We start from the raw sequence: 17,137 nt of genomic DNA, 5'->3' as shown, positions 1-17,137 counted from the left end.
GCTCCTCATACGCCCAGCAGTTCATGCAGCACCGGCATCCTGGCCTGCAGCTCACTGGCCGCGAAGCGCTCGACGATGCTGCCGTGCTCCATCACGTAGAAGCGGTCGGCCAGCGGCGCGGCGAAGCGGAAGTTCTGCTCCACTATCACCACCGTGTACCCCTTCTGCTTGAGCATCAGGATCATGCGCGCGAGCGCCTGCACGATCACCGGTGCCAACCCTTCCGAGATTTCATCGAGCAACAGCAGGTTGGCACCCGTGCGCAGGATGCGCCCGACCGCCAGCATCTGCTGCTCGCCGCCGGAAAGACGCGTGCCCTGGCTCTGGCGGCGCTCCTTCAGGTTCGGGAACATCTCGTAGATATCCGCCTCGCTCATGCCCTTGCTGGTGTCGGCGCCCTTGAGCACGGGCGGCAGCATCAGGTTTTCTTCGCATGAGAGGCTGGAGAAGATGGCGCGCTCTTCGGGGCAATAGCCAATGCCGTAGTGCGCGATCTTGTGCGTGGGCAGGCTGATGGTTTCATGGCCATTGACCTTGATCGAGCCCTTGCGCGCACCCGTCAGGCCCATGATCGCGCGCAGCGTGGTGGTGCGACCGGCGCCGTTGCGGCCCAGCAGCGTGACCACTTCACCGCGGTTCACCGTCAGGTCCACGCCGTGCAGGATGTGCGATTCGCCGTACCAGGCCTCCAGGCCCTTGATTTCGAGGGCAGGTGTATTCGATGTCGTCATGTCGTGCCCCTCAGTGCGCGCCTTGCAGTTCCGCGTCGACAGTGCCCATGTAGGCCTCCATCACGCGCGGGTCCTTCGACACTTCAGCGTAAGGGCCCTCGGCCAGGATCGCGCCGCGCTGCAGCACCGTGATCTTGTCCGCGATCGACGACACCACGCTCATGTTGTGCTCCACCATCAGGATGGTGCGGCCCGCCGAGACCTTCCTGATCAGCTGCGTGACGCGGTCCACGTCCTCATGGCCCATGCCCTGCGTGGGTTCGTCCAGCAGCATCAGCTCGGGCTCCATCGCCAGCGTCGTGGCGATCTCGAGCGCGCGCTTGCGGCCGTACGGCAGGTTCACCGTGACGGTGTGCGCGAACTCGGTCAGCCCGACCTGCTCGAGCAGTTCCATGGCGCGGTCGTTGAGCACGTTCAGCGAGCGCTCGCTGCGCCAGAACTGGTACGCGGTGCCAAGCTGGCGCTGCAGGCCGATGCGCACGTTCTCCATCACCGTCAGGTGCGGGAACACCGCCGAGATCTGGAAGGAACGGATCACGCCGCGGCGCGCGATCTGCGCGGGCTTCTCGCGGGTGATGTCGATGCCGTTGAATAGGATGGTGCCGGTGGTCGGCTCCAGGAACTTGGTGAGCAGGTTGAAGCAAGTGGTCTTGCCCGCGCCGTTGGGCCCGATCAATGCATGGATCGACCCGCGTCGCACCCGCAGGTTGACATCGCTCACCGCCGTGAAGCCGCGGAAGGATTTCCCGAGGTTCCGGGTGGCCAGTATCAGGTCGTCTTGGGGCATGGGCGTAACTCCGTAGCGCTGCCGTGGCAATGTGGATGGCGCGCCATGCTCAACCCTCGACGGGCAGCGTCGCGACCGCGTATGCATGGCGCAGCGTGCGCCCAAGCACCGGATCTTCCAGTTCGATCTCGAAGCGCTCGGCCGGGCGGATGCCGCCGATGGCGGGCAAGGTGCCGCACAGCATGGCCGCGCCCTCGCCAAAGTCACCACCGTGGCCGGCGAACCGCTCCAGCAGGTCGGTCGGGGACCGCATGGCCGTCACCGGGCCCTCCTGGTACAGCACACGTTCGCCGTCGATGGTGGCGTAGGAGCGCAGCACCAGCCGGTCCCAGTGTCCCGCCACTTCGGCCAGGCGCCACAAGGTCGGCGCACAGGGCTTTTCGCACATCTGCTTCGATACGGTAATGCCGTAGGTCTCGGCCTCGCGGTCGGTATGGTCCGAGGCGATGCCCACCAGGATCTCGCCGCCATCCCTGACCAGCAGGAACTCGGCCTCGCCGCTGCTCGCTTCGCCGCTGACCTGGATCTCCCCCGCGGTACCCAGCCGCGCCGCCGCGACGCGATAGAAGACCGGGGTATAGGCGGGACGCTTCACGCCCAGTTCCTCCAGCTCGCGGATGTGGGCCTCCATGGCTTCGACGTCCCGGCCGGTCCATCCGGCCACGACCAACTGGCAGATGGTGACGGCGCGCTGCGACTTGCCGAGGCGGGTTTCGATATCAAAGGTAAGGGTTTTCATTTCGGATGCTCTCTGCGGTGTTGTGGCTGACCGGTGCTGGCACACGTGCCGGCGCCGGCCAGGTAGATGGGGCTTACTTCCTGACCAGCGGGCAGGTGCTTGCGCTGAGCGGACGAAATGCTTCGTTCGCGGGGATCACGGCCTTGATCTTGTAGTAGTCCCAGGGCCGCTTCGACTCCTGCGGGCGCTTCACTTCGACCAGGTACATGTCGTGGACCATCAGGCCGTCGGCGCGGATCGTGCCGTTGCTGGCGAAGAAGTCATTGACCGGCGTCGCGCGCATCCTGGCCAGCACGGCATCGCTTTCGTCCGTGCGCGCGGCCTGGACCGCCTTGAGGTAGTGCATCGTCGACGAATACACGCCGGCATGGACCAGCGTCGGCATGCGCCCGGTCTTCTCGAAGAACCGTTGCGACCAGGCGCGCGTGGCGTCATCGCGGTCCCAGTAGAACGCCGTGGTCAGCGTCATGCCCTGTGCGGCTTTCAGCCCCAGGCTGTGGATGTCGCTGATGAACATGTGCAGCCCGGCCAGCCTCTGCTTGCCCGCGCCGTTCATGCCGAAGTCCGCTGCCGTCTTGATCGCATTGACCGTGTCGGCGCCCGCGTTGGCCAGGCCGATCACCTTCGCGCCGGAAGCCTGCCCCTGCAGCAGGTAGGACGACAGGTCCGCCGAATTGATCGGATGCTTCGCCTTGCCCTTGATGGTTCCGCCGACGCCCGACAGCGCCTCGGTACCGTCCTTCTCGAGCGATGCACCAAGGGCATAGTCGACGGTCAGGAAGTACCAGCTGTTGTCGCCGCGCCGTGCCAGGGCCTTGACGGTATTAGCGGCGAATGCGTAGGTGTCGTACGAGTACTGGATAGTGTAAGGCGAGCAATCCTCGTTACTCAGGCGCGTGGTGCCGGCGCCGCTGGCAATGACGATCTTGCGCTTGAGCTTGCCCAGGTTGGAGACGGCCAGCGCCACCGAGGACGGCAGCGCGTCCTGGATGATGTCGACCTTCTGGTTGTCGAACCAGCCGCGCGCCAGCGTAGCAGCCACGTCGGTCTTGTTCTGGTGGTCGGCGCTCACCACCTGGATCGGTGCGCCCAGCACCTTGCCGCCGAAATCGTCCACGGCCATTTGCGCGGCCACCACCGAGCCCTTGCCGCCGATGTCGGAAAAGATGGACGACATGTCGGTCAGGACACCGACCTTGACCACGCCGTCGCTGACGGGTGCGCTGACGGGAGCTGTTTGCGCCGTCGCGGCAGTCGCCGCGAACAGGGTGGCGCAGGCAAGCACGGCCGCGCCGATACGGATATCAGGCATGTTGTCTCCTATGTATTTATGGAAATGCCGGGTATTACGGTCGGCGGCGCTGCCGCCGGGGTCTAACCTCGTTCATGGCGCAGCGCCGACTCGATCCCCATGCCGATCGCCAGCAGCCTGCGGTCGGCAAGGTGGCGGCCGAACAGCATCAGGCCGACCGGCGCCTCGCCGTGGCGATGGCAAGGGACCGACAGCGAGCACAGGTCCAGCATGTTGGCGATGGCCGGGTTGCGCAGCAGCAGCCGGTTGGTGGCAAAAAAGGTGTCGTCATCGTCGAGGTCCGCAATGCGCGGCGCGACGATCGGCACGGTCGGCAGGACCACGGCATCGAAGCCCGCCAGTTCGGCGTCCGCCCGCCGGCACAGCTCGCCGCGGCGCTGCCGCATGCGCAGGTAATCGGCGGCGCGCTGCCCGTCCGCCAGCCGGATGCGCGACAGCACGCGCGGGTCATAGCGGTCGGCATGCGCCGCCACCAGGCTGCCGTGCCATGCGCTGGCCTCGGCGGCAACCATGCCGCCGTGGGCGCCGAGCTCGGCCAGCTGGTCCCAGCTGTCGAACTCCACGTCCTGCAGCAACGCGCCAGCCGCGGACAGCCGGCGCAGCGTGCGGCTGAAGACCTCGGCAACCTCATCGGAGATGCCTTCCAGCACCAGCCCGGTCGGCACGGCCAGGCGCAGGCCCACGAGCGGCACCGCTGCCGTGGGCCCCTCTTCGCCTGCCATCACCGCATCGACGGCGGCACAGCACGCAACCGTATTGGCCAGGCACCCGACCGAGTCGTAGCTGGGCGACAGCGGTACCGCACCCTGCAGCGGCACGCGGCTTGCCGTGGGCTTGAAGCCGACGATGCCGCACAGCGCCGCGGGGATGCGGCAGGAGCCGCCGGTGTCCGAACCGACCGCGGCCAGCGCCATGCCGTCGGTCACGGACACCGCTGCCCCGGACGACGATCCGCCCGGAATGCGGCCGGCTTGCCGGTCGAACGGGTTGCGCGGCGTGCCATAGTGCGGATTGATGCCGACACCGGAGTAGGCGAACTCGGTCATATTGGTACGCCCGACCAGCACAGCCCCCGCCGCACGCAAGCGGGCGATGGGCGGCGCATCCGCACCGGCGGGCCGCTCCGGCAGCACGCGGGCACCGGCGCGGGTCACGTCGCCCTGCACGTCGAACAGGTCCTTCACGGAGACGGGCAACCCTGCAAGCGGGCCCGCCACGCCCTGTTCGCGCAGCATGTCGCTCGCCTGGGCCTGCTTGCGGGCCGCCATGCTGACGCCATGCGGGAAGACGCGCGCGCCTTCGCCGCCCGGATTGCAGATGCGTTCGACGCACGCTGCCAGCAGTGACTGCGCATTGGCGCTGCCGTCGGCAAGCTGGCGTCTGGTGGAGGCTACGGTGGCTTCCATGATCAGGCCGGGTCGTAGTAGTGGATTTCCAGCAGCATGCAACCGCCGCTCGACTTGAACGGACCATGGAATGCGCCGGGCGGACGGCAGGCGTAGGTGTTGGGCGCGAAGGCTTCGCCGCCCTCCCCGTTGACATCGTTGCCGACGGTCAGGTCGCCGCTGAGCAGGTAAACCTCCTCCCAGTACTCGTGCACGAACGGCGCGGTGGTGAAGACACCCGGGTCAAAGCGCAGCAGGCGGGTGCGGCTGCCGCCGCGGCCGCCTTCGTCCAGCGCGCCGGACAGGATCTTCTGCTGGATGCCGGCGGGATAGCCGTGAGGGACCTCCCAGCCGGACGCCAGGTCTACGGTATGGAATTCGTCGTGAAGCTTGTTGATTGCCATGCTGATCTCCGTTATCGGGGCAAGGGGGAAACAATGCAGGCGTGTCAGGCCGCCTGCGGCAGCCGGGCCAGTTCGTCTTCGAGGGAGTAGCTGCCGAGCATGTGGTCGACCAGGCCGGAAGCGCTCTTCCAGTCGTAGGTCCGGTAGGCGTGGCCCTTGGTGACGAAGGTGGCGCCGGCGTAGAACATCTCGTACTGGTTATGGCGCGAGGCAAACTCGGAGCCGACGGCATCCCAGGCCAGCTTGAAGAACTTGACGCGCTCCTCCGGGCTGCACACCGGCGACTTCTGCGTCTTGGCGATAATCCCGGCGAGCGCGGGGTTGGCGAAATCCCCGATGCTCGACGGCAGCATGATCATGCCGCCGCCGGCCAGCTCGCGCAGCGTGTTGAGCACCTTGGCATAGAGCTGCTGCGTCACCACCTGCGAGCCGTACAGCATGCTGCGGTCGGGCACGAAATAGCCGTTCTGGTTGACCTGGCCCTTGGCCTCCATGCCGTAGACCCAGGCCTCGACCATGCCCGCCTCCGCGGCGAGCTGGCCCAGCAGCTCCCTGACCTGCGGGAAGCCGTTGGTGCCGTTGATCTCGGTGATCCGGTGCGCGAGCCCGACCAGGAAGCGCAGCTTCACCATCAGCCGGACCTGGCACTGGTAGTTCTGGTAGACGTGGGCGGGCGTGGCGTGGAACTGCTTTGCGCACATCGCTACGTCGCCCGCGACGAAGATCCGGTCCCACGGCACCTTGACGTCGTCGAAATAGAGCACGGCATCGTTCTCGTCGAAGCGGCTCGCGAGCGGGTTGTCGAAGACCGAGGTAGCGCTGGCCTCGTACGACTTGCGCGACATCACCTTCAGCCCCTTGGTGTTCATCGGCACCGCGAACGACAGCGCATACATCTCGTCGCCCTCGCGCAGCGGCTGGATGCAGCTGCAGAACACCTCGTTGGCCATGATGCCGCTGGTGGCCAGCATCTTCGCGCCGCGCACCGTGATGCCCTCGGCGTCCTGGTCGACAATGCCCACGGCCAGGTACTTGTCTTCCTGCTCGTGCGCCGCCTTGGCCTGGTTGGCCTGCGGGTTCACGATGACGTAGGTCAGGAACAGGTCGTTGTCCCGCGCATAGCGGTAGTAATCACGCAACGCACCGGCGCGAGCGGGATCGGCCTGCTCGAGCACGTCGATGCCCATGACCATGCCCGAGATACAGGAGGCGACATGGTCGGGCGAGCGGCCCATGAAGCCATAGTGCAGCGCGGTCCAGGCTTCCAGCATCTGGCGGCGCTCGACCAGCTCGTTGTAGCTGGTGGGGAGCTCCCAGATGCGGCTCACGCGCCGGTCCGCGCCTGCGGGCTGGAAGGTCATCTTCTCGATGTTCTCGGGACGCGCCTGGTAATCGTAGAGATTGGCGTAGCTGCGAATCGAGTTGCGGAACGCCGGGTGCACCGTGACGTCCGTGACCCGCTTGCCGTCCAGATACACTTCGCGGCCATCGCGCAGCATCGCGATGTGTTGGCTACCGGTCTTGATCATGTCGTTCTCCTGTCCTGACTGCCTGTGTTTTGTGGATTCAAGCGGCGGCCGGGCTGTCTTCCAGTGCCCGGTACTTGCCGCCAAAGAAGATCAGGGGCCGGCCGTCGTGCCGGGCCTGATGGCGGACCACCCGCCCGATGAAGATGACGTGGTCGCCGCCGTCGTGCTGCGCGTAGGGCTCGCATTCGAACGTGGCCAGCGCATCCGGCAGCAGCACATGGCGCTCGCCGTCCTGCGCGCCGAAGTCGATGCCTTCCCACTTGCCTGTGTTCGCCTTCGCGAACCGGTTCGAGATCTCCTGCTGCGCTTCGGCCAGCACGTTGACCGCGAAGCGGGGGGCCGTGCGCAAGTCGCCAAGGCTCAGGCAGCGGCGGTCGACCGAGAACAGCACCAGCGGCGGGTCCAGCGACACCGAGTTGAACGACGCCACCGTGATGCCGACCGGCACCCCCTCTTCGCGCGGCGCCGTGATCACGGCGACACCCGTTGCAAACATCGCCAGCGCATTCCTGAAGCGGCGCTGTGCATCGGCGTCCATCTCGACGCCACGACCGGCAGATGACTCAGCCATCACGACTCCTACGCATGTTTGTTCCATCAACTCTGTTGCTTTGTTTATTAGCTTTGTAAGTTAGATATTATTGAATGCTAGGTAACAACGCTATTCAAGTTAGTGGAAACCCTAGGCGGGATCCGGAGGGCGCGCGCGCCGGCCCCTGAAGAAATCCGCAAAGCCTTGCTGAACAAGACTTTGCGGGCGGCACGCCGGGTCACCAGACACGCCGGCAGAGCCAGTGGAGAGGCGTCAAGCAACCCTACCGGCAGCATGGCACCCGCCCGGCGCGCGGGCACCCGGTGCTAGACTCGGCCCCACTTTCCTTGACCAGCGGGTTCGCCTGCACACGGTCCTCCCCACCTCCGCATCCAGGAAATGAGCCCCATGCCAACCGAACCGAAATCCCTTCCGATCTACATGGACTACAGCGCGACGACGCCGGTCGACGCCCGCGTCGTCGAGAAGATGGTCCCGTTCCTGCAGCACCAGTTCGGCAACCCGGCCTCGCGCAGCCACTACTACGGCTGGCAGGCGGAAGAGGCGGTGGAAGCCGCGCGCGCGCATGTCTCGGCGCTGCTCAATGCTGACCCGCGCGAGATCGTCTGGACCTCCGGCGCGACCGAGGGCAACAACCTGGCCATCAAGGGCGCAGCGCATTTCTATCGGGGCAAGGGGAATCACATCGTCACGGTCAGGACCGAGCACAAGGCGGTGCTCGATACCTGCCGCGAGCTGGAACGGCAGGGCTTTGCGGTGACCTACCTGGATGTCGGCGAAGACGGCCTGGTCGATCTCGACACGCTGTGCGGCGTATTGCGGCCGGACACCATCCTGGTGTCGGTGATGATGGTCAACAACGAGATCGGCGTGATCCAGCCGGTCGCGCAGATCGGTGAGATCTGCCGCGCGGCAGGCATCGTGTTCCACTGCGATGCGGTGCAGGCGGCGGGCAAGGTTCCCATTGACCTGGAGGCGCTGAAGATCGACCTGCTTACGGTGACCGCGCACAAGGTCTACGGCCCCAAGGGCATCGGCGCGCTCTACGTGCGACGCAAGCCGCGCATCCGGCTGGAAGCGCAGATCCACGGCGGCGGGCATGAGCGCGGCATGCGCTCCGGCACCCTCCCGACGCACCAGATCGTGGGCATGGGCGAAGCCTTCAGGCTGGCAAGACTGGAACTGGCGGAAGAAGCGCGCCGTGTAGGCGCGCTGCGCGACCGGCTGCTGGCGGGGCTGTCGCGGCTGGACGAGGTCTACGTCAATGGCAGCCTCGCGCACCGCATCCCGCACAACCTGAACATCAGCTTCAACTTTGTCGAAGGCGAATCCCTGATCATGGGCATTAAGGACGTGGCGGTGTCTTCGGGCTCGGCCTGCACCTCAGCCTCGCTGGAGCCGTCGTTCGTGCTGCGGGCGCTCGGCCGCAGCGACGAACTGGCGCACAGCTCGATCCGCTTTACGCTGGGCCGCTATACCACCGAAGCGGAAGTCGATGAAGTGATCCGGCAGGTCAGCGCCACGGTGTCGCGGCTGCGCGAACTGAGCCCGCTATGGGAAATGCACCAGGAGGGCATCGATGTCGGCACCGTCCAGTGGGCCGCGCACTGAAGGCAGCGGGCTAGCCCTTCTGGCGGCGCGCCTGCAGGTGCTCCAGGTCGAGCGCGGCGCGGTCGCCGTTGGCGACCAGGCGGTCGACCACCGAGCACAGCACCTTGAATTCGGTGCGGGTGACGCCGTCGAACAGCACGTCATTGATCTGCTGCTGCACCGGCAGCAGTTCATTGAGCAGCTTCGATCCCGCCGCCGTGATGGTCAGCCGCATCTTGCGCTTGTCGTCGGGATGGGCCTTCTTGTCGATCAGGCCAAGCTTCTTCAGCTTGCCGGTTTCGATGGTAATGAACGGGCCGCTCAGGTGCAGGTGGTCGGCCAGCTGGTTCACCGTTACCTCGCCTTGCTGCGAAAGGTGCGAAATGGAGCGGATCAGCGAGTACTGTACCCCGGTCAGGCCGATCAGGCTGCCGAAGCCGTCGCGCACGGAAAGCAGCCGCGCGGCAAACGGCAACAGGCCATTGACCAGGTGCCGGAACTCGCGGTCCGAGCCATCGATCAGGCAAGCCGGGTGCGTGATCGTCAGAGTCTTGCTTGCAGGATTCGTCGCCATCGTCGCTTAGGTCATTTAGCTTGCAATGCAAGCTTTGTGCCAAATTCTATCAAACTCCCTGCGTCGCCCCGGCGCTTGTGTGCCATCCCCTACACCCCAAAAGGTTACCCGGCATGAACCCGATCTCACTCACCGCGGCAAAAGCGCTGCTCGCCCTCTATGTCGAGGCCAAGGACAATAATCGGCCGGCGCTGATCGCTGAAGCTTTTGCGCAGGATGCGTCGCTGACGTTCTCGATCGACACCGATACCATCAGCTTTCCGGCGAAGACGGAAGGCGCGTCAGCCATCGCCGCGACGCTGGTGAGCGACTTTGCGCGGACGTTCGACCGCTGCCGGACGTACTACATCGGCGACGCCGCCGCCGCGTTCACGGGGAACACCATGACCATTCCGTGGCTGGTGGTGATGCGCGAAACGGCGGCCCACACCTTGCGCGCGGGGAAAGGTTTCTACCGCTGGGGCTTTGCCGCCGGGCACGACGGTTCATACCGTATCGCCAGCCTGCATATTCATATCGAGCGGATGGACTCGGTGCCGGATCCGGGGGCGGCGGTGTTGTCGGCCTTGCAGTCGTCGTTGCCCTATCCCTGGCTGCCCGAACCCACGCTGAAGACGGTCATTGAAGGCAGCGCCGCGGCACAGCCGGGACTTGCGTTCCTGCAGGCCTTTACGGCGCCGGCGCGCATGGCTTAAGCCTTTGCTAAAGCCTGCCCTGCCGCTGGCGCCCGCAATGGCTTGTCCTTACCCCGTCACCCGCCGCAAGCACGCCAGGAACCACTGCGCCAGCGCCGGTACCGGCCGCTGCGGGTTGAACAGGATATGGCTCTGGAAGGCGATGACAGGCTCGAACGGAATCGCCTTGACGCCGGCCGGCTTCAGGCTGCGCACCACCAGCGGGTTGACCACGCTGACGCCCAGCCCCATGCCGACCATCGTGCAGATGGTGGCGGCATAAGGCGTCTCCAGCGTCAACACGCGCCGGTCATCCGGCACGAAGGCGGCATCGACCGTGGTGCGCGTGCCGTCGCCATGAGTCAGCGAGATAAAGCGCTCGCCGTCGAGGTCGCTGGCGTGGATGCGGCGCTTGCGCGCCAGCCGGTGCGTGGCCGGCACGATGCATACGCCGTCCTCGCGGCGCAGCAGCTCGCTGCGGATGCCGGTGGTCTCGGCCATATACGACACCAGCCCGATATCGCAGAACCGCGCCGCGGTCCACTTGGCCACCGTGGGCGAATCGTTGGTATGCACGGCGATCGGCACGTCCGGATAGCGTTCGCGAAAGGCCAGGATGGCCTGCGGCATCACGCTCATCGCAATCGACGGCACCGTGCCGATACGCAACGTGCCCACCCCTGACTCGCGGATCGACCGCGCCGAGGCACGCAGGCTGTCCAGGCCAACGAAGGAACGCTCCACATCCAGGAACAGGGCCTCGGCCTCGTCGGTGGGCGCGAGCCGGTTGCCGACCCGCTCGAACAGCCGGAAGCCCGTTTCGCGCTCCAGCTGGCCGATCACGCGGCTGATATTCGGCTGCGAGGTGTGCAGCTGCGCCGCCGCCTCGGTCATGGAGCGTGTGAGCATGACGGCACGGAACGCTTCGATCTGCTTGTAGTTCATGGGGGCGCTGGGCTGGAACACGGAGGGCAGCCGCAGCATATCAAATCCGCATATCTGCAGCCAAAGTTCTGATTTGACGATATATCCCACGGATTTCCATACTTGCTCCATCGTTTCAGGAGATCGAACAGCATGGAATCCAAAGTCAGCCGCCGCCTGACCCAGCCCACCGCCGCCGAGGTATGCGAACACATCTACCTGCCGCGCCTGATGCGCGAGTTCGGCAGCGGCTTCCGCTATCTCACCGACATCAACCAGGCGCACCTGCTGATGCTGCACGGCACTGAGCTGATCCCCGCGGACGTGGCTGCGGTGCTGGCCCAGGCACTGGAGCGCATCGAGTCCGAGGGCGCCGGCGCCGTGCAGCTGGATCCGGCGCGCGAAGACGCGTACTTCAACTACGAAGCCCACCTGATGCAGATCGCCGGCGCGGACGCCGGCGGCAGGCTGCATGTCGCGCGCAGCCGCAACGACATCCTCGCCACGCATGACCGGCTGCGCGCGCGCGACCTGGCGCTGGACATCCTGGATGCCATGCTCGCGGTGCGTTCGGTGGCGCTGGACCAGGCTGCCGCTTACGCCGACGTGGTGATGCCCGGGTATACCCACCTGCAGGCAGCGCAGCCGATCACCTATGGCTACTACCTCGCCGGCTTTGCCGAAGCGCTCGGCCGGGATATCGCGCGCCTGGAGCGGGCGCTGGCAGCGCTGGATGCCTGCCCGCTCGGCGCCGGCGCGCTGGCCGGCACGGCATTCGCGATCGACCGGGCGGCGACGGCGCGCTGGCTGGGTTTCTCCACCTTCGTGCCGAACTCGCTCGATGCCGTGGCATCGCGCGACTTTGCGTGGGAGATGCTGTCGGCGATCACCATCGCCGCCGTCACCTGGGGCCGCGTGGCGCAGGACCTGTACGTCTGGGCCACGCCGGAATTCGGCCTGATCGACTTCCCGGACAGCGTGGCGGGCACCTCCAGCATCATGCCGCAGAAGAAGAACCCGGTCGTGCTCGAATACCTGAAGGGCAAGGGCGGCCACATGGTGGGCCTGCTGACCGGTGCGCTGGCCGCGCTCAAGGGCAGCCACTTCACGCATTCCGGCGACGGCAACCGCGAAAGCATGCGCGGCTTCTGGGAGGCCGGCGACGAATGCCTGCGCTGCCTGTCGCTGCTGCGCCTGGTGATCGCCAGCGCCACGCCGCAACGGGCCGGCATGCTGTCGCGCGCACGCCGCGACTTCTCCACGGCGACAGACCTCGCCGATGCGCTGGTCCGCGAGGCCGGCATGTCGTTCCGCCAGGCCCACCACATCGTCGGTGCCGTGGTGCGCGACGCGCTCGACCAGCATCTTCCCGCGGACGAAATCAGCGCGGACATGGTCGATGCCGCCGCGGTGCGCGTCGCGGGCCGCCCGGCGGGCCTGGGCGCGGCCGCGGTAGCACGCTGCCTGGATCCCGAGCAGGGTGTCGCCGCGCGCACAGCAGCGGGCGGCCCGGCACCGGCGCTGGTGCGCGACAACGTGGCCGCCCAGCACGCCGCGACCCAACTGGCGCGGGAGAGCCTTGACGCCACACGGTCGCGCCTGGACGCCGCCCGCGCGACGCTCAAGCGCTCGGTCGGCCACCTCGCCGCCTCAATTCACTGAACCACGGCGCGCATCGCAGCCGGCATTGCCCTTATCCTTGTCCCACGGAGAACCCGCCCCCATGAAACCAATCGCACATGCGCTGGCTGCAACGTGTCTGACGCTAGCAACTACGCTCGCCACCACGCTGGCCCTCGCCGGCCCCTACCCTGACAAGCCGATTCGCCTGGTGGTGCCGTTCCCCCCGGGCGGTACCACCGACCTGCTCGGCCGGGTGCTGGCGACCCGGCTGTCCGAAACGCTGGGCCAGCAGGTCGTCGTGGACAATCGTCCCGGCGCTGGCGGCACCATCGGCTCGGACGTGGTGGCCAAGGCGCCGGCCGATGGCTACACCCTGCTGTTCGGCACCGTGGGCACGCAGTCGATCAACGCGACGCTCTACAAAAAGCTGCCGTTCGATGCGCAGAAGGATTTCTCGCCGGTGGCGCTGTTCGCCGGCGTGCCGAACATCCTCGTGGTCAACCCCAACGTGCCGGCCAGGAACGTGCGCGAACTGGTGAGCTATGCCAAGGCCAATCCCGGCAAGCTGAACATGGGCTCGGCGGGCAACGGCACCACCAACCACCTTTCGGGCGAACTGTTCAAGTCGATGGCGGGCATTGAGATCGTGCACGTGCCGTACAAGGGCAGTGGACCGGCAATGGCCGACCTGCTGGCCAACCAGGTGCAGCTGATGTTCGACAACCTGCCGGGCTCGCTGCCGCACGTGAAGGCGGGCCGCCTGCGTGCGCTGGCGGTGACCAGTGCTACGCGCTCGCCAGCGCTGCCGGACGTGCCGACCATGGCCGAGGCTGGTATCAGCGGCTATGAGGCCGACGTCTGGTTCGGTGTGGTCGCGCCGCGCGGATTGCCGCCGGCGGTCGCGAGCCGGCTGTCGCAGGAGATCACCCGTATCGCGCAGGACAAGGCGATGCGTGACAAGCTGGTGCACGCTGGGGCGTCGCCGCTGACTTCGACACCGGAGCAGTTCTCGATGCTGATCCGGCACGATACGGACAAGTGGGCGAAGCTGGTGCGGGAATCGGGCGCGAGTATTGATTGAGGTGAGTAACGGGAAGACAGTATGTCAGCCCGGGCCGGTGCGCTGCGCCGGCTTCGTGACATTTATGCATTGTTCCGCACTTCTGGCTTTCGAGGCGGCTTAACGTCCGCCGCAAAAAGTTTCACTTCACTAAGGCCCGGCTGTCATGGAACATTTGCGGGCGTCGCCATTGCTGGCATGAGGGCACGGCCGCGCAAGTCCGGCGTCATGGCAACGGCACCCGTCCTGCGCTGGTAAGGATTCTCCTCTATTGGAGTTCACCATGGCACGCATACCGGTTCTGAGCTTGCTAGTCATCGCGCTGGCGGCTTGCAGCACGCCTTCCAAGACCTCCAGCACGCCGCCAAGCCCGCCTGCGGCTTCGGCCGCCCCAACGCCTGCTGCGCCCACCAAGGCGCCGGTTGATGCGAAGGCAGTCGACCCGGCCGCCGTGCAGGCGCTGAACGACATGGGTAAATACCTCCAGTCGCTCAAGCAGTTCGAAGTCTTCATCGACCTTTCCGGGGAGCGGGTGCTGATGGATGGCCAGAAGCTGCAGCACGCGGCGACGGCCGATCTCGATGTCCGGCGGCCGGACAGGTTGCGCGCCCAGATGCGCAGCGCGCGTTCGCAGCGCGACCTGATCTATGACGGCAAGAAGGTGACCCTTTCCATGCCCGTGCAGAAGTACTACTCGCAGGCGGACTTCACCGACAACCTCGGCGTGCTCGTCCAGCGCCTGAGGGAGCGGTTCGGCGTCGAGATTCCTTCGGCCGACCTGTTCCTGTGGGGCACGCCCGCCGCCCCGCTCGACGACCTGGAATCGGCGATGATTGCCGGCCAGGACATCGTCGGCGGCGAGCTGTGCGACCACTATGCCTTCCGCCAGGGCCAGCTCGACTGGCAGATCTGGATCGCCACCGGCAGCCGGCCGCTGCCGCGCAAGCTCGTCATCACCAATCGGTCCGACGAGGCCAGGCCGCAATCGGTCACGCTTTACAAGTGGAACCTGAATCCGAGGTTCGGCGATTCCGTGTTCGCGTTCAAGCCACCCAAGGATGCCAGGCAGGCAGAGTTTGTTCCCCTGAAGGCCCGGTAAAGGAGCATCGCCATGACCTACACATTTGGTAAGCCGTTTGCGGTGTGCATGGCCGCGCTTGTCCTGGTGGCATCGGGCTGGACGCCGACCGCGGAAGCTGCTCGGGGCGAGGGCCGCGCCGCCGGCGCGCATGCCGGTGGACAAGGCCGCGCCGCCGCGGCCGGCGGCGCACGCGAGGTAAACAACCAGCGTGCCGATGTACGTACCAACAACGTCCGCAACACGAGCGTCAACAATGTCAATGCCAGCCGCAACGTCAATGTCAATACCAACCGGAACGTCAACGTAAATGTCGATAGCCATGGCTGCTGCGGCTGGGACAACGATTACCACCCGGTGGCGACAGCCGCAGCGGTCACCGCCACGGTCGCGGTCACGTCGGCGGTGGTGGGCTCCTTCGTTCGCTCCGTTCCGCCGAGCTGCGTTCCTGTCAACTACGGTGGCATGGTTTACCAGCAATGCGGCAGTACCTGGTACCTGCCGCAGGGGTCGCAGTATGTTGTGGTCAACCCGCCATACTGACGAAAGGAGACTGCAATGGTGGCCGCCCTACGCACCTCTAGCGGCGCACAGGGCGGTCGTCCAGTGCATACCCGGCGCCAGTGATGCCCGACTCACTTCCGCCCCAAGCTTCGCGGCTTTCGAACTGGTCCCTCCCCTAATCTGAACACGCCGCGCGGTTCAGCACGAAGTCGAAGTCGAGCCGCCAGCTGCCATCGCCCTGCCGCACCCACTCGCCCACCAGCGATTCGCGCACGCCGAACACAGCGTCGGAATCAAGATACTGGTCGCCCTTGCGGAAGACATGGGTGACCAGCGTCTCGTAGCCCGGCGCCTGGATCATGAAATGCAGGTGCGCGGGCCGCCACGGGTGGCGGCCGGTGGCACGCAGCAAGTCACCCACCGGGCCGTCATCCGGAATCGGGTACGCCTGTGCCAGCACCGTGCGGAAGCGGAACCTGCCGTTCGCATCGCTATGCAGCACGCCACGCCCCTGAGCCTGGTCCAGGCCGGCGTACTGCACGTCGTAGCGGCCGTCGGCATCGGCCTGCCAGACGTCGATGGTCGCGCCCGGCACCGGCTCACCGGCGAGGTCGCGGATGGTGCAGGACACCTCGCACGGTTCTCCTTTGGCGCCGTTGGCGAGATCGGCGCCATCCTCGTAGTGCGGTGCGCCTTCCACGTGGAACGGGCCGAACACCGTGGCTTCGGTGCAGCCGGCCGGCTTGCGGTTGTTCATGCAGACCGTCAGCATCGACAGGCCGAGCACGTCGCTGAGCAGGATGAATTCCTGCCGCTTGTCATCGCACTTGTGGCCGGTGGCGGTCAGGAAGCGGATGCCCTGCAACCACTCCGCTTCCGTCAGCCTCACGTCACGGGCAAAGTCGTGCAGGTGCCGCACCAGGCTGGCGACGATCTCCCTGACGCGTGGATCGGGCGTGTCGGCCAGGCGTGCCAGCACCGCCTGGGTGATGGTGTCCTCGTCGAGATTGCGCATGCTTGTCTCCGTTGGATTGTGGGGAAGCCGGGGTCGGATCGTTTGGGCCTACGCCAGCGTGCAGGCCTGCTCGAACGCCAGGCGCGGGCTGCGCGGAAACACCCGGCCGGGATCGCCATGGCCCAGTCCACAGATAAAGTTAGACCGGATCGTCGTTCCCGCAAAGAAAGCCGCGTCCACCGCGGCATTGTTGAACCCCGACATCGGTCCGCAATCCAGCCCGACCGCGCGCGCGGCCATGATCAGGTAGGCGCCCTGCAGCGTGCCGTTGCGGAACGCCGTGGTCTCGGCGAAAGCGGCCTTCTCCGGGCCTTCGAACCAGGACTTGACCGCAGGGTTGTGCGGGAACAGCTCAGGCAGGCGGTCGTAGAAGCGGGTGTCATAGCCGACGATGGCCACCACCGGCGCGTTCATCACCTTGTCGACGTTGGCCGGCGCCACGGCGCCCGCGAGCTTTTGCTTGGCTTCCATGCTGCGGACGAAGACGATGCGCGCGGGCGAGCAGTTGACCGAGGTCGGGCCGAACTTCATCTGGTCATAGATCTCGCGCAGCCTGGCGTCGGGAACGTCGCGGTCGAGCCAGCCGTTCTGGCTGCGTGCCTCGCCGAACAGGGTAGCAAGGGAAATGGTGGCAGTCATGATGGTTTCCTTCTCT

18 protein-coding genes are annotated in these 17,137 nt (G+C 66.2%); 6 read left to right on the top strand and 12 right to left on the bottom strand.

The genetic code is table 11. The annotated features are described in order from the left end of the window. Window positions 1–5: 5 nt before the first annotated feature. The 8 genes from AC10V3_RS22230 to AC10V3_RS22195 form a co-directional block, all read right to left on the bottom strand. Window positions 6–731 (bottom strand): ABC transporter ATP-binding protein, encoded by a 726-nt coding sequence (locus AC10V3_RS22230; RefSeq protein WP_022537545.1) that lies wholly within the window; start codon window positions 729–731, stop codon window positions 6–8. A 10-nt stretch (window positions 732–741) separates the two neighbouring features. Next, window positions 742–1,518 (bottom strand): ABC transporter ATP-binding protein, encoded by a 777-nt coding sequence (locus AC10V3_RS22225; protein ID WP_022537544.1) that lies wholly within the window; start codon window positions 1,516–1,518, stop codon window positions 742–744. A 49-nt stretch (window positions 1,519–1,567) separates the two neighbouring features. Next, window positions 1,568–2,257 (bottom strand): DUF2848 domain-containing protein, encoded by a 690-nt coding sequence (locus tag AC10V3_RS22220; RefSeq protein ID WP_022537543.1) that lies wholly within the window; start codon window positions 2,255–2,257, stop codon window positions 1,568–1,570. Between the two features lie 73 nt (window positions 2,258–2,330). Continuing rightward, the gene (locus tag AC10V3_RS22215) at window positions 2,331–3,569 is read right to left on the bottom strand and encodes an ABC transporter substrate-binding protein (protein ID WP_022537542.1); all 1,239 of its coding nucleotides are present in this window, start codon (window positions 3,567–3,569) and stop codon (window positions 2,331–2,333) included. Between the two features lie 62 nt (window positions 3,570–3,631). After that, complete coding sequence (locus tag AC10V3_RS22210; protein ID WP_022537541.1) at window positions 3,632–4,975, bottom strand: amidase; 1,344 nt, start codon at window positions 4,973–4,975, stop codon at window positions 3,632–3,634. Between the two features lie 2 nt (window positions 4,976–4,977). Beyond that, window positions 4,978–5,358, bottom strand: a complete 381-nt coding sequence (locus AC10V3_RS22205) for a cupin domain-containing protein (protein WP_022537540.1) — start codon at window positions 5,356–5,358, stop codon at window positions 4,978–4,980. 44 nt (window positions 5,359–5,402) lie between these two features. After that, window positions 5,403–6,887 carry a 4-hydroxyphenylacetate 3-hydroxylase family protein gene (locus AC10V3_RS22200; protein ID WP_022537539.1) on the bottom strand — a complete coding sequence of 495 codons (1,485 nt, stop codon included), beginning with the start codon at window positions 6,885–6,887 and terminating at the stop codon, window positions 5,403–5,405. 37 nt (window positions 6,888–6,924) lie between these two features. Next, window positions 6,925–7,458: a flavin reductase family protein gene (locus AC10V3_RS22195; RefSeq protein ID WP_022537538.1), complete on the bottom strand. Its 534-nt coding sequence runs from the start codon at window positions 7,456–7,458 to the stop codon at window positions 6,925–6,927. 369 nt (window positions 7,459–7,827) lie between these two features. Between AC10V3_RS22195 and AC10V3_RS22190 the strand changes: the two genes are divergently transcribed. Further along, window positions 7,828–9,051 carry an IscS subfamily cysteine desulfurase gene (locus tag AC10V3_RS22190; protein WP_022537537.1) on the top strand — a complete coding sequence of 408 codons (1,224 nt, stop codon included), beginning with the start codon at window positions 7,828–7,830 and terminating at the stop codon, window positions 9,049–9,051. Window positions 9,052–9,061: 10 nt separating this feature from the next. On the opposite strand, the gene AC10V3_RS22185 is transcribed toward AC10V3_RS22190, so the two are convergent. After that, entirely contained in the window at window positions 9,062–9,604 is a 543-nt protein-coding gene (locus tag AC10V3_RS22185; RefSeq protein WP_022537536.1) for a MarR family winged helix-turn-helix transcriptional regulator, read from the bottom strand. Window positions 9,605–9,717: 113 nt separating this feature from the next. On the opposite strand from AC10V3_RS22185, the gene AC10V3_RS22180 reads away from it, so the two are divergent. Beyond that, a complete protein-coding gene (locus tag AC10V3_RS22180) occupies window positions 9,718–10,299 on the top strand; it encodes a nuclear transport factor 2 family protein (RefSeq protein ID WP_022537535.1) in 582 nt (193 codons plus the stop codon). A 48-nt stretch (window positions 10,300–10,347) separates the two neighbouring features. Here the strand turns inward: AC10V3_RS22180 and AC10V3_RS22175 are convergent, their stop codons facing one another. Then, complete coding sequence (locus AC10V3_RS22175) at window positions 10,348–11,223, bottom strand: LysR family transcriptional regulator (protein ID WP_041681912.1); 876 nt, start codon at window positions 11,221–11,223, stop codon at window positions 10,348–10,350. 132 nt (window positions 11,224–11,355) lie between these two features. Here AC10V3_RS22175 and argH point away from each other — a divergent pair, with 132 nt between their 5' ends. The 4 genes from argH to AC10V3_RS22155 all read left to right on the top strand — a co-directional run bounded on the left by argH (window position 11,356) and on the right by AC10V3_RS22155 (window position 15,506). Next, the gene (gene argH / locus AC10V3_RS22170) at window positions 11,356–12,864 is read left to right on the top strand and encodes an argininosuccinate lyase (RefSeq protein WP_022537533.1); all 1,509 of its coding nucleotides are present in this window, start codon (window positions 11,356–11,358) and stop codon (window positions 12,862–12,864) included. A gap of 61 nt (window positions 12,865–12,925) precedes the next feature. Further along, complete coding sequence (locus AC10V3_RS22165) at window positions 12,926–13,906, top strand: tripartite tricarboxylate transporter substrate binding protein (protein ID WP_022537532.1); 981 nt, start codon at window positions 12,926–12,928, stop codon at window positions 13,904–13,906. 262 nt (window positions 13,907–14,168) lie between these two features. After that, window positions 14,169–14,984: a DUF2092 domain-containing protein gene (locus tag AC10V3_RS22160; protein WP_022537531.1), complete on the top strand. Its 816-nt coding sequence runs from the start codon at window positions 14,169–14,171 to the stop codon at window positions 14,982–14,984. 12 nt (window positions 14,985–14,996) lie between these two features. Next, the gene (locus AC10V3_RS22155) at window positions 14,997–15,506 is read left to right on the top strand and encodes a hypothetical protein (protein ID WP_454752637.1); all 510 of its coding nucleotides are present in this window, start codon (window positions 14,997–14,999) and stop codon (window positions 15,504–15,506) included. Between the two features lie 136 nt (window positions 15,507–15,642). On the opposite strand, the gene AC10V3_RS22150 is transcribed toward AC10V3_RS22155, so the two are convergent. Next, a complete protein-coding gene (locus tag AC10V3_RS22150) occupies window positions 15,643–16,482 on the bottom strand; it encodes an intradiol ring-cleavage dioxygenase (RefSeq protein WP_022537529.1) in 840 nt (279 codons plus the stop codon). A 48-nt stretch (window positions 16,483–16,530) separates the two neighbouring features. Beyond that, complete coding sequence (locus tag AC10V3_RS22145) at window positions 16,531–17,121, bottom strand: malonic semialdehyde reductase (protein ID WP_022537528.1); 591 nt, start codon at window positions 17,119–17,121, stop codon at window positions 16,531–16,533. Window positions 17,122–17,137: the final 16 nt, after the last annotated feature.

The organism is Cupriavidus sp. PB-02 (assembly GCF_058252315.1).
The sequence above is the reverse complement of the archived record's forward strand: the minus strand, read 5'-3'. Positions and strand labels throughout refer to the sequence as shown.

Bases quoted from the DNA above. Each gene is read 5' to 3' on its own strand.
- AC10V3_RS22175 (WP_041681912.1), bottom strand. From the start codon at position 11,223: ATGAACTACAAGCAGATCGAAGCGTTCCGTGCCGTCATGCTCACACGC.
- AC10V3_RS22180 (WP_022537535.1), top strand. From the start codon at position 9,718: ATGAACCCGATCTCACTCACCGCGGCAAAAGCGCTGCTCGCCCTCTAT.
- AC10V3_RS22230 (WP_022537545.1), bottom strand. From the start codon at position 731: ATGACGACATCGAATACACCTGCCCTCGAAATCAAGGGCCTGGAGGCC.
- AC10V3_RS22200 (WP_022537539.1), bottom strand. From the start codon at position 6,887: ATGATCAAGACCGGTAGCCAACACATCGCGATGCTGCGCGATGGCCGC.
- AC10V3_RS22190 (WP_022537537.1), top strand. From the start codon at position 7,828: ATGCCAACCGAACCGAAATCCCTTCCGATCTACATGGACTACAGCGCG.
- AC10V3_RS22205 (WP_022537540.1), bottom strand. From the start codon at position 5,358: ATGGCAATCAACAAGCTTCACGACGAATTCCATACCGTAGACCTGGCG.
- AC10V3_RS22195 (WP_022537538.1), bottom strand. From the start codon at position 7,458: ATGGCTGAGTCATCTGCCGGTCGTGGCGTCGAGATGGACGCCGATGCA.
- AC10V3_RS22155 (WP_454752637.1), top strand. From the start codon at position 14,997: ATGACCTACACATTTGGTAAGCCGTTTGCGGTGTGCATGGCCGCGCTT.
- AC10V3_RS22145 (WP_022537528.1), bottom strand. From the start codon at position 17,121: ATGACTGCCACCATTTCCCTTGCTACCCTGTTCGGCGAGGCACGCAGC.
- AC10V3_RS22225 (WP_022537544.1), bottom strand. From the start codon at position 1,518: ATGCCCCAAGACGACCTGATACTGGCCACCCGGAACCTCGGGAAATCC.
- AC10V3_RS22150 (WP_022537529.1), bottom strand. From the start codon at position 16,482: ATGCGCAATCTCGACGAGGACACCATCACCCAGGCGGTGCTGGCACGC.
- AC10V3_RS22220 (WP_022537543.1), bottom strand. From the start codon at position 2,257: ATGAAAACCCTTACCTTTGATATCGAAACCCGCCTCGGCAAGTCGCAG.
- AC10V3_RS22185 (WP_022537536.1), bottom strand. From the start codon at position 9,604: ATGGCGACGAATCCTGCAAGCAAGACTCTGACGATCACGCACCCGGCT.
- argH (WP_022537533.1), top strand. From the start codon at position 11,356: ATGGAATCCAAAGTCAGCCGCCGCCTGACCCAGCCCACCGCCGCCGAG.
- AC10V3_RS22165 (WP_022537532.1), top strand. From the start codon at position 12,926: ATGAAACCAATCGCACATGCGCTGGCTGCAACGTGTCTGACGCTAGCA.
- AC10V3_RS22160 (WP_022537531.1), top strand. From the start codon at position 14,169: ATGGCACGCATACCGGTTCTGAGCTTGCTAGTCATCGCGCTGGCGGCT.
- AC10V3_RS22215 (WP_022537542.1), bottom strand. From the start codon at position 3,569: ATGCCTGATATCCGTATCGGCGCGGCCGTGCTTGCCTGCGCCACCCTG.
- AC10V3_RS22210 (WP_022537541.1), bottom strand. From the start codon at position 4,975: ATGGAAGCCACCGTAGCCTCCACCAGACGCCAGCTTGCCGACGGCAGC.